Here is an 11494-nt window from a genome sequence, read left to right on the forward strand (position 1 = left end):
CTTCACCTCCTTATGATATTATACAGCACCAAGCCTTATCATGTCCAACGAATATAATTGCGGGGGACCGGGGGTCAATCGCTCGGCTTATATCCCCACGGATAAATCCGGGGGCTTTACGCCGATTCTCGGTAAAGGCGATCGCGCCACCCCCGATCGCGATCGCCGCTCGAGACGCCCCCCCACGCCCACTCCGGGCCTTGCGATCCGACAACCTGTCGCCCTCTCCCTATCCACTGCCCCATCGGTTCAAGTAAATTGCGATCGCAACAACTCAATGGCTTCGTTGAGATTGTCCGCATCAAACCAACTCACAAACCCGCCATAAATAATATTCCCATTGCTATCCGCCAAAAAAATATGGTCGATGCCAAACGGATTTTTCCAGGTTCTAACCACCGTTCCATCTCTAAGGGTAAAAATCGGTCGCGAGCTTTTCAAATCCTTTTCCGAAGCATAATTTATCCCGCGAACGTTATTTAAAATCTCGATCGCTTCTTGGGTCAGCGGTGAAATTGTCGTAGCAAAGTTGGCAAGGTTGTTGCCGATTTGAGTCACTTCCCACTTCAGCCGAGATTTAAGTTCGTCCGACAGGGGCAAGTTATCCAATTCTCTTAATAACTCCCCAGTGCGTTCGGTTCTCGCTCGCAATTGATACACTTCACTCAGCAAGCGATCGATGCTGTCATTGGCCAAATAATCGGCAATTAAGCCTGTAATGCCCAATACGCCAATGCCACCGAGTATTCCCGACGGACCGCCCAACAGAGCTAATCCAGCGGCGATCGCCGCACCCCCTGTCAAACCGGTTGCTCCCATTGCGATCGCCAGGAGCACTCCGGGCAGTCCCAACGCCGCTACCTTTCTTACCACTTCATCCATCGAGTCAAAACCTCATCAATTCCATTGCTTTAATTTTAATTTTAGAACCAACTCAATCACCGCGTAGGGTGGGCCACTCGTTGCCCACCCTATAACGCTCTCGATTGACCAAGAACCGATCGGCGGGGGAAAGTCGGCGTCGGATCCACGCCTTGGGTGCCCGGGTAGGGATGGGGGCGATCGCCCCGGTGGGGGAATCCGCGAACCCCGGACACTTCTGTGATAAGATACGGAGTTTGCAAGATTAACGACAAGCGATCGAAGGAGACGCCGATTATGGCCCGGATGTACTATGACGAAGATGCTAATTTAGACCTGCTCAACGGCAAAACTGTGGCGATTATCGGCTACGGTTCCCAAGGTCATGCCCACGCTCTCAATCTGAAAGAAAGTGGCATAAACGTCATTGTCGGGCTGTATCCCGGCAGTAAATCCGCCGCTAAAGCAAAAGATGCGGGTTTGACCGTGCATAGCGTCGCCGATGCGGCAAAAGCGGCGGATTGGATTATGATTCTCTTGCCGGATGAAGTCCAAAAAACCGTCTATAAAAACGAAATCGAACCCCATTTAACCGACGGCAAAGTGTTGTCTTTTGCCCACGGTTTTAACATTCATTTCGGCCAAGTGGTACCCCCAGAAACCGTGGATGTGGTAATGATTGCGCCGAAAGGACCGGGACATTTGGTGCGCCGGACTTACGAACAAGGAGAAGGGGTGCCCTGTTTGTTTGCGGTGTATCAAGATGCCACCGGTCAAGCGCGCGATCGGGCAATGGCATACGCGAAAGGCATCGGCGGGACGCGCGCGGGAATCCTGGAAACCTCTTTCCGCGAAGAAACCGAAACCGATTTGTTTGGCGAACAGGTGGTTCTCTGTGGTGGTTTAAGTGCTTTAATTAAAGCCGGATTTGAAACCCTCGTAGAGGCCGGCTATCAACCGGAATTGGCTTATTTTGAATGCCTCCATGAAGTCAAACTCATCGTCGATTTAGTCGTGGAAGGCGGTTTGGCCAACATGCGCGATAGCATCTCCAATACTGCCGAATATGGAGACTATACTCGCGGTCCGCGCATCGTCACCGACCAAACCCGTACCGAAATGCGGAAAATTCTCTCGGAAATTCAATCCGGTCAATTTGCTCGCGATTTTGTCCTGGAAAATCAAGCCGGCAAACCCGGATTTACTGCAATGCGCCGTCAAGAAGCGGAACATCCCATCGAGGAAGTGGGCAAAGATTTGCGCGCCATGTTTAGCTGGTTGAAGAAGAAATAGATAACGCGCTTTTTTGTCTTCAATTCCACTAAAAATAGCCGAACATCTGCGGGATTTTTTCACTCACAGATGTTCGGTAGGGCGCAACAGTACGAACCCGCAATTATTCTGCGTCTTGCTCCTCTTGTTCGAGTTGCTCGTTGGTGCGCTCGAACATATCGGGCTTCTCTTTCGTGTTCGAGACCCAACCGGGTACCAGTCCTTGGGCAAAGTTCGTCAGCCCCGTGCGGGTGTTATAACTGGCGGTTTGCATGTTTTCTGGGAGAAACTCAATTTGGTCTCCGAAGCCAATATAAAGGGATCCGAGGATAACTGTGGCAGCGATTAAGGTGGTTTTAAGCATTTGTGTATCTAACCAAACGGCTAAGGGACGAGAATTTTCTATAGGCTAATCCTTTATCTCGATTGTAGCGAATTTTTGCAATTTGAGCCACTGCGAAAAAAACGCGCGGGTTCCGGCGAGGGGCGGCGAAAGCGTCTCCCACCCCAGTGGCGCTACCAAGTTTGGATCGGGTGGGCAATGTCTACCGGATTGCTGCTGTGTAGAGCAACTGTCGATCGCCCTATTTCGCGATCGCCGTTTGATTTATTGCGGATGTTCTTCCTGCAAAATTTGCCCGATCGCCAAGCGATTTTCCGGCGTTTCACTTTGCTTGAGATATTCGATGGCAATTTGTCCGGCGGCGGGTTCTTCCCGGGCCATTGCTATCAGGAAATATACGGTTTGATGGAGTTGAATTTTGTCCTGGCGGCGCGCGATCGCCATCGGGGTGACGATTGCGGCGGCGAGAAATCCACCGATCGCCGGTACCAGCGGAATCCACCATCCTTGCAAAAACGCCAGATAGGCGATCGCAAACAATCCACTCCCGGCGATCGCGCTTCCCAGAGCAATCCATTTTGGCGCTTTCAATTGCCAAGCCATCGCCGCCCCGACGCCAGACCACAGAAAAATCCACAGCCATTCTATCAGTTCTGACCAGCCGCGCAACAGGGGTCTGCCTTCAATCGCCGCACTCAACAATTGGCTGACAATATTGGCGTGAATCGTTACCCCAGCCATGCGATCGGGAGTGCCGATCGCCCCACTGCTATAGGGAGTTTGGAATAAGTCATTAATGCTTTCTGCAGTTGCGCCGATTAACACCACGCGATCGCGCAAGGCGGCGGGGGGAATTCGCTTTTCCAATACATCCATCAAGGAAAAAGTGTTAAATTGCCCTGCACTCCCGCGAAAATTGAGTAATAATTGATAGCCTCCCGCCTCAGCACGCAGGTAGCCCCCATCATTCGCCACAAACGGAATTAATAGGGCGTTTCCAAGTTGCATTTTACTGTTGCCTCGGGCTTGGGGTTCAATGCCTTCTGCCGCTAAATATTTGAGCGCCAATTTCAGGGCAAAACTGAGTTTTAGTTCCGATTTGTTACGGCGCACTGATAGCAAAGCGCGGCGCACTTTTCCATCCCCATCTAATACTTGATCGGCAAATCCAACTTGACCTAAATCGGCTAAGATTGGCGGCGGCGCAACCCGACTGCCCACGACTTTTTCAATGCCGATTAAATTGGGTGTGGTTTCAAACAGTTCGACCAACTCTTGATATCCGGGTTCTACGGGTAAGTCGCGATAGATATCCAATCCGATCGCTCTGGGTTGTTGTGCTTTGATTTCGCCAATAACCTGGGTTAAACTGCCATCGGTGAGGGGATACTGACCGAGTTGCTGCAAATCGGTTTCGTCGATAGTAATGATGGCAATGCGATCGTCAACTGATTCTCGGGGGCGGTGTTGGAAAAACCAATCCAAACTGGCCCATTCCATGCTTTGCAATAATCCACTCCAGCGCAGGAGAAACATGCCCGTGGTAACGATAACAGCAATGGCAAAAATCCACGATTTGCCGAGGCGGAGGTCTTTGGCGCGGTCTTTGGCTTTTTGGCGAGCTTGGGCTAAAATGGGATAAGCGCGATCGGCGGCTTGTAGGGCAAATTGTGCTTTTTCTCGTTCCAGTTTTTCGAGCGCTAAATCGCTTTCTATTTCTCGTTTGGCGAGTTCCTGACTGGCACTGAGAAACCGATAATCCAAATCGCTTAGTTGTTTGTTTTCCGACCAAGCCAGGGCTTGTTGTAAGGCCAAGTCGCGCAGCAAATAGGATTCATCTTGCTGTTGCGAAGCCACCCAACGGTTAAATTGTGAGGCGTAGGGGCGCAGATTTTCCAGGTGTTGGGCGACCCATCGTTGGTTAAAGATAGCTTGATAAATGGGATTTTTGACTTGTAAGGTTGCGCCTGTGCTGACGACTAAACCGGAGAGGAGCAATTCGATTTGTTCGCGACTGTCATCGGTGGGTACTTGGTTTTTGCAGAGTATTTGTTGATAGATTCCCAGCAGTCTGCTGGCGAGGCGATCGCTGTTTAAAATCCGATTGCTGATGGTTCGCAGATGTTCCGGTTCGTCTTGGGATTCCCATCCCTGAATAATGCGCGATCGCACGATAGTTTCTACCGAGTCTTCTGGCGGGGATTGTGCCACTAACTGGCAGATTTTTTGGGTTAAAAAAGGTTGTCCGCCGGTCCAGGTTAAAATATCCTGTAAAACCCGGTTCGGCTGCGGGCGGCGATCGGCTAATCCTTTGGCCAAAGGTTGCGCTTCGGCTAAGGTAAATCCCTGGAGGGGGATTGCTTTGCCAATATTAAACGGCGTGCGCTTTTTATCGCGAATTAAATCCGAGGGGGTAGCGACGCCAAAAATCGCAAAGGTAATCCGCCGATACTCCGCATCGATGGCGCGCTGATTGTAACAATATCGAATTAGGGCAAAGAAATCATCCGCAGAAAAGGGTAAACTTAAAATGCTATCGATTTCATCGATAAAAATCACCAAGGGTTGGGTGGGAAACTCCACCAGCAGCACCTCGCGGATAAACTGGTTCAGTCGTTGCACGATGGGCAAATCTTGGCGATCGCGCCACCAAGGCTTCACCTTCACTTTCCCCAACAGTTTAAACCCCAACCAAAGCTGAGACACCACCCCTTTGTACCATTGTTCTTGGGTGACAGTTTCGCTACCCATTCCCGTTAAGTCGATGGCGCTACAGAGAACCCCTTCTTTTTCTAGGCGATTTTTGGTTCGCACCAGCAAAGAAGATTTTCCCATTTGTCGCGAATTGAGCACATAACAAAATTCGCCCTGCTTTAAGGCTTCATAAAGTTGCGCGTCGGCTTCTCTTTCCACATAACTCGGCGCATCTGCAATCAGACTACCGCCGACTTGATAAATCATAAAACATCACCGGAACGGAATGCTTGGCAGGGGTAATTTTTGCTACTTTATGTTACAATGCTTTGCCTTACCTTTGGGGACAATTCTTCACCGGGCGAAAGGAACCCGCGCCCCGGATCCGGGTCGGACTCGGGTTCGCGTTCGAGACGCTATCTTAGATTACCATAAAAGGATAAAGCGATGAGCGATGTTAACGAATACTTAAGATTTGTGGAAACCGTGGTTTATGACAACACCGGAGAGCATTTCAGCGATTTGCAGCGGACGATTTTGAGCGAATCTTTGCAAGGGACGAAAAAAACCTATGATGAAATTGCGGCGGAATACGGCTACTCGAGCAATTATATCAAACAAGGGGTCGGACCGAAGTTGTGGAAACTTCTCTCCCAAGCGTTTGGGGAAAAAGTGACGAAAAGTAACGTTCGCGCCACGATAGAACGGCGGATTTTGGCGGAAAATGTGGCGAAAATTCCGCCGACAACCAGCTTGAGGGAAAATAAGGGGATGGAAAAGGCAAAAATGCCCGTTTCGTCACTGGAGGCGACCCCGGGAAAATGCAGGCTACCGACAACGGCGATCGCCTTAGAACTCCCGCAAGATAGCGTTCCTTTAGATTCTCAATTTTATATCGAACGAGTACCTCACGAACAGCGATGCTATCAAGAAATCGTCCGCCCCGGCGCATTTATTCGCATCAAAGCGCCCAGACAAATGGGGAAAAGTTCTTTAATGAATCGCATTTTAGCGCGCGCCCGGGAATGCGGCTGTCAAAGTGGATTGCTGCACTTTCAGCAAGTGGAAGAAAGCTTATTGAGTGACTTAAATCGATTATTGCGGTGGTTCTGCGCCAATTTAGCGCAACAATTGGGTTTTCCGCCTCATCTGGATGACTATTGGGATGAAGACTTGGGCACCAAAATGAGCTGTACTCTCTACATCGAAGGCTATATCCTGGAGCAACTGGAGGGGTGCTTGGTTTTGGCGTTAGAGGAGGTAAATGAAATTATCGATCGCCCTCAAATTGCCGAAGAATTTTTTACCTTACTGCGCTTTTGGCACGAACGCACCAAAACTAACTCTACTTGGCAAAAGTTGCGCTTAATCATGGTTCATTCTACGGAAATATATATTCCTTTGGATATCAATCAATCGCCTTTAAATGTGGGGTTGCCTATCGAATTGCAGCCATTTACTTCAGAGCAAGTGGCGGAATTGGTTCGACGCCATCAGCTCAACCCGAATGCGGAGCAATTGCGTCAGTTAAGGGAACTGATTGGGGGTCATCCCTATTTGGTTCGACTGGCATTATATCATTTGGCAAACCAAGATATTTCCTGGGAATCTTTGATGGAAAATGCGGCAACCGATGCGGGAATTTATGGCGACCACTTGCACCGACATTTGCGAAGTTTGCAACAGCATCCCGCTTTGGCTTCGGCATTTCAAAAGTCCATCTCGTCCACCGAATCGGTGCAAATGGGACAGGTTGAAGGGTTTAAATTGCACAGCATGGGATTGGTGAATTTAAAGGGCGATCGCGTGACGGTGAGTTGCGAGTTGTATCGGCAATATTTTCGCGATCGCCTCGAATCCGTCACTTCCTAAAACGCCAGCAGATTTGCCACAAAAATAGGCGGTGCGCAGAGTTGCGATCGCTCCCCAACCCAGTTGATTGACTCTGATTTTTACCTCGCGTTTGCTAGTAATCCCTCGAGGCAGGATTATGAAAACCAAAGCATTTAAGCGCAGTGTTGTGGGGCGGTTTTTTTCTTCAGCATCCAAGCACCAATTCCCACTAAACCCAGCCAAGGAGTCGGTTCTGGAATTGATGTGGGTTCGGTTTCAGACATCGATTCCGGTTCGGTGGAGAGCACCAAATTCACGTCCCCATTCACCAAGGCGGTTTCTGACTCGAATATGGTGGTAAACAAATCGAATTCTCCCGATGCTTCGGTTGTGCAATATCCAGTGGAACAATATTCGACAATATCGGTATCGTACCCCGTAATCACAATCGACTCAATGGCGCTATCATAAGCAAAGTCAAAGTCGGTGGAAGCATTGGCGGTTTCTGACCACAACGACCCTGTGCCGCTAAAATTCAAATCGAGCATATCCTCGATACCCGTAATTCCTAAATCCGACCAATCGAAACCCGTTAAATCGCTGAAGAAATCATACTCGATATTAATATCTCCATCCAGATATTGATTCGGGTCATCTGATACGTCGAAAGTGCCCGCAAAGCTGTCTGAAAAGTTGAGCGCCTGTTCCACAGTGCTGGCATTTTCTCCGAGTAACTGGTTAGCAAAAAAACTCAGTTCAGCGCTGATATCAATGGTTCCATCGTAATCGAAGGAGAGGGTGCTGGCGGTAGCTGGGGCAATACCCACGGTGGCGATCGCAACTACTACAGCAGCACTTGCGGTAGCAAAAGAGAAAGAGGTCATGGTAAACTCCTAATTTCAAGGGCCGGGGGAAACATCATGTCCCGAAAGGGGCAACCTGTTTTTCCCGGTTCTGTATCTAGTATGGCTAGGGTTTCTCTCCAGTGTAAATATAGAAAAGTTGATAAAAGTTGATAGCTTTGCCGCTAAATCGCGATTTTTTTCCCCGTCACGGCAAAGGTTGATAAAAGTTGATAATTTTTTCCCAAAGGGTTGACATTTGGAGTAATTTGTGGTAAAAGTAGAAGGATACGCACGCTGAAAGGGTGGAGTCAACAAACTCAATCCACCTACAGGCGCTATTTTCGAGCGGTTTTATATTTTGGATAAATTAGAAACCGAAAAATCAATTCGATTTGGATGCAGTTTTATCGCATCAAAGGCTGGGTGCGATCGCCCTCTCATCCTCGGGGTAACTGTACCATTCTCCTCCGGACACTGACCCTCGATCCGAGGGAGAGAGGGCACCAATATTTTATACAAATAGGTTGAAAAACATAGCAGTGCCGCGCCCCTATGTTTTAGATCGTGCTTTATGCTATGTACTCGTGACAAAAATAACAATCGCAAATCTCCCGTAAGGACAGGGTATGCCGTACACATGCAGACCGTGGATCTCGAACGCCGATTAAGTATATAAAACACCAAATCGTTGAGTATAGAAATCAAAGGGTTCGCGGGGGTGGCGATCGCTTGGCCATCAGGTTTAGCCGACAAAGAAAATAATGAGCCGAGTGCCACAAACTGAATGGGCGATCGTAGTCATTCCGGGAGAAACTATGGCAAAATGAAAGCGAAGCAGTCAGTCAATGCAGGAACGCTACGATGGAGCTAAAGACATTTTTCGTTTATGCCAAAAATCGCGATAAATGCGACTCAGTGAAGGCGCTTGTGGAGAAGCAGGGGTTTGAATATTCCTGCGAAAATCCTGACTTTGCGATTACCGTGGGTGGAGATGGAACCTATCTAGAAGCAGAACGACAACTGCCTGGAATTCCGAAGTTACTGGTGAGAGACAGTCTGATTTGCTACAAGTGCCATAACGAATCCCTGGATGAGATGCTGGAAATGCTGAAATCCGGTCGGGGGAGAATCAAAGAAATTATCAAACTGGAAGCGATTTATTCCGGGGGAAGTTTCTTGGCGGTTAATGACATTGTGCTAAGGAATGAAAACCCCACTCGTGCGATTCGATTTAAAACGATGGTGGATGGAAAAGAAGTAGAAACCGCCATCGGAGATGGTGTAGTCGTGGCTACTCCCTTCGGGTCTACGGGATATTATAGAGCGGTAACGAGGAGCTGTTTTTCAGCGGGAATCGGTGTGGCGTTTAATAATTCTACGGACGAAAAAGAGCCGTTGATACTCAAAGAGAATTCCGAATTAGGGATTGAAATCACCCGGGGGAAAGGTCAGCTAGCGGCGGATAATTATCCCTCGGTAGTGGCGATCGCGCCAGAACATTGCATCATCATCAAGAAAGCATCGCAAGTGGCGCGATTAGTGTCTCATAACCACGAAACGTGAGGGAAAAAATCGAGTCGCTAAACCCTGGTATCGCTAATCTGCTGCTCTTTCCACGCCGCGCATCTGTGGAGATTGGCTTTGCATTTGTCCTCATTTCTTGATAAAATAAGACTTCTGTTTTGCCGGGGAATGCCGAACCAGCCAAGTGAAACCAGCGACTTTAGAAGAAAATTCCGGTTCCGGGATGGGCGCGATGTCAAACAGCATCCAAACGTTACCCGCCGAGGTGGTGTATTCGATCGCCGCCGGAGAGACCATCGACTCTCTAGCAGCGGTTTTGCGAGAATTGCTGGAAAATGCCCTAGATGCCGGGGCGACGCGGATTGCCATTTCCTTGTGGCCCGAATTGTGGCGAGTGCGGGTAGCGGACAATGGTTGCGGCATGGATTTGCAGAACTTGAAACTTGCCGCCACCGCCCACAGTACCAGCAAAATCCACCAGGTGGAGGACTTGTGGAAAATTACCAGTTTGGGATTTCGCGGGGAAGCATTGCATAGTTTGGCGCATTTGTCAAGCCTGGAAATTTTCAGCCGCACTGCTGGAGGAGAAGGGTGGCGGGTGCTGTATAATGCCCAGGGAGAGGCGGTGGAGATAGAACCCACGGCGATCGCACCCGGAACCATCGTCACCGTGTCGGATTTGTTCGAGCGCTGGAAACCGCGACGGCAGAGCTTGCCTTCGCGATCGCAACAGTTAAAAACCGTGCAACAAACCATTCAGCACATCGCCTTGTGCCATCCCCTGGTTCACTGGCAGGTAGAACACAACGATCGCTCCTGGTTTCGGATTAATCCCGGACAAACCGCACAAAACATTTTACCACAGATTCTCCGCACGATCGCGCGCGAGGATTTGGCACAGTTAAAATTAGAGGTAGAGGGCGAGCAGCAGATCCAGGTGGTGTTGGGGTTGCCCGATCGCTGTCATCGCCGTCGGTCAGATTGGGTCAAGGTAGCGGTTAACGGGCGCTTGGTGCGATCGCCGGAATTGGAGCAAACCATCGTTGCCGGATTTGCGCGCACCTTACCGCGCGATCGCTATCCGATTTGCTTCCTTCACCTGCGACTGACAGCAGACCAAATCGACTGGAACCGCCACCCCGCCAAAGCAGAGATTTATCTGAAAAACATGGGGGAATGGCAAAACCGAGTGAGTGAGGCGATCGGGCAAGCCTTGCGCCTCAACCCGGAAGCTACACCCGATATCGCACAAGAGCGTGTCAACAAGTTACTGAAAGCTGCAGAACCCACGGGAAGCTATCACGTTTCTCCCACCCCCGGAAGCGAACCCGAGCGAACCCGGGAAAGCGAAGCGCATCCCCTCATCCCCCTGCGCGCGGTCGCACAAGTGAACCAAACCTATATTGTGGCGGAACATCCCGGGGGCTTGTGGTTGGTCGAGCAGCATATCGCCCACGAGCGAATTTTATACGAGGACCTGTGCGATCGCTGGGAAATCGTCCCCCTCAAATCCCCCGTGGCGATCGGTAATCTCAAACCCACGCAAATCGAGTGCCTGGAAGAAATCGGCCTGGAAGTCAGCCCCTTTGGCACCGAGTTGTGGGCGATTCGCAGCGCCCCCAAACCGCTGGTAGAACGCGACGATTGTGCTGACGCTTTGGTAGAAATTAGTTTGGGCGGCGACTTGCAAACCGCACAGGTTGCGATCGCTTGTCGCACCGCCATCCGCAACGGCACCCCCCTCAGCGTCCCGCAGATGCAGGATATTTTAGACCGCTGGCAACGCACCCGCACCCCTCGCACTTGTCCTCACGGACGTCCCATCTATTTGGCGTTAGAAGAACCGGCGTTAGCCCGGTTTTTCCGCCGCAGTTGGGTGATTGGTAAAAGTCATGGAATTTAGAAAGACCGGGCGAATAGAAGTTGCGGCTTAGCTTCCCGAAAGCGGACTTTTTAACCAGCATACTTTTGCCAGCCAGATGCTGTATAAAGACCGATATGCAGCCGGCGATCGTACACCAGTGAGTTTAGATGCGACCTTGGAAGGATTCATAAAATGACTAGAACCGCCCACGACCAATTTGCCAAGCAGTATTTAGAGGAATTGCTTTCGCCCCTAGGA

Annotated in this window: 9 protein-coding genes; 4 read left to right on the top strand and 5 right to left on the bottom strand. The window is 50.1% G+C overall.

From position 1 onward, the window contains the following. Nucleotides 1-116: 116 nt before the first annotated feature. Both AC0QH1_RS18520 and AC0QH1_RS18525 read right to left on the bottom strand, forming a co-directional pair. Complete coding sequence (locus AC0QH1_RS18520; protein WP_324632741.1) at nt 117-245, bottom strand: hypothetical protein; 129 nt, start codon at nt 243-245, stop codon at nt 117-119. 4 nt (nt 246-249) lie between these two features. Then, entirely contained in the window at nt 250-882 is a 633-nt protein-coding gene (locus AC0QH1_RS18525) for a hypothetical protein (protein ID WP_324632742.1), read from the bottom strand. Nucleotides 883-1158: 276 nt separating this feature from the next. Here AC0QH1_RS18525 and ilvC point away from each other — a divergent pair, with 276 nt between their 5' ends. Continuing rightward, nucleotides 1159-2154 carry a ketol-acid reductoisomerase gene (gene ilvC, locus AC0QH1_RS18530; RefSeq protein WP_324632748.1) on the top strand — a complete coding sequence of 332 codons (996 nt, stop codon included), beginning with the start codon at nt 1159-1161 and terminating at the stop codon, nt 2152-2154. Nucleotides 2155-2257: 103 nt separating this feature from the next. On the opposite strand, the gene AC0QH1_RS18535 is transcribed toward ilvC, so the two are convergent. Together AC0QH1_RS18535 and AC0QH1_RS18540 are read right to left on the bottom strand one after the other, a co-directional pair. Continuing rightward, the gene (locus AC0QH1_RS18535) at nt 2258-2497 is read right to left on the bottom strand and encodes a hypothetical protein (RefSeq protein ID WP_324632743.1); all 240 of its coding nucleotides are present in this window, start codon (nt 2495-2497) and stop codon (nt 2258-2260) included. Nucleotides 2498-2740: 243 nt separating this feature from the next. Continuing rightward, the gene (locus AC0QH1_RS18540) at nt 2741-5437 is read right to left on the bottom strand and encodes a CHASE2 domain-containing protein (RefSeq protein WP_324632744.1); all 2697 of its coding nucleotides are present in this window, start codon (nt 5435-5437) and stop codon (nt 2741-2743) included. Between the two features lie 180 nt (nt 5438-5617). Between AC0QH1_RS18540 and AC0QH1_RS18545 the strand changes: the two genes are divergently transcribed. After that, a complete protein-coding gene (locus AC0QH1_RS18545) occupies nt 5618-7042 on the top strand; it encodes an AAA-like domain-containing protein (RefSeq protein ID WP_324632745.1) in 1425 nt (474 codons plus the stop codon). A gap of 134 nt (nt 7043-7176) precedes the next feature. Here the strand turns inward: AC0QH1_RS18545 and AC0QH1_RS18550 are convergent, their stop codons facing one another. Further along, nucleotides 7177-7887, bottom strand: a complete 711-nt coding sequence (locus tag AC0QH1_RS18550) for a hypothetical protein (protein WP_324632746.1) — start codon at nt 7885-7887, stop codon at nt 7177-7179. An 822-nt stretch (nt 7888-8709) separates the two neighbouring features. On the opposite strand from AC0QH1_RS18550, the gene AC0QH1_RS18555 reads away from it, so the two are divergent. Together AC0QH1_RS18555 and mutL are read left to right on the top strand one after the other, a co-directional pair. After that, the gene (locus AC0QH1_RS18555; protein ID WP_324632747.1) at nt 8710-9411 is read left to right on the top strand and encodes an NAD(+)/NADH kinase; all 702 of its coding nucleotides are present in this window, start codon (nt 8710-8712) and stop codon (nt 9409-9411) included. Between the two features lie 193 nt (nt 9412-9604). After that, complete coding sequence (gene mutL / locus AC0QH1_RS18560) at nt 9605-11275, top strand: DNA mismatch repair endonuclease MutL (RefSeq protein ID WP_324632750.1); 1671 nt, start codon at nt 9605-9607, stop codon at nt 11273-11275. Nucleotides 11276-11494 lie beyond the last annotated feature (219 nt).

Source organism: Phormidium sp. CCY1219 (assembly GCF_055795085.1).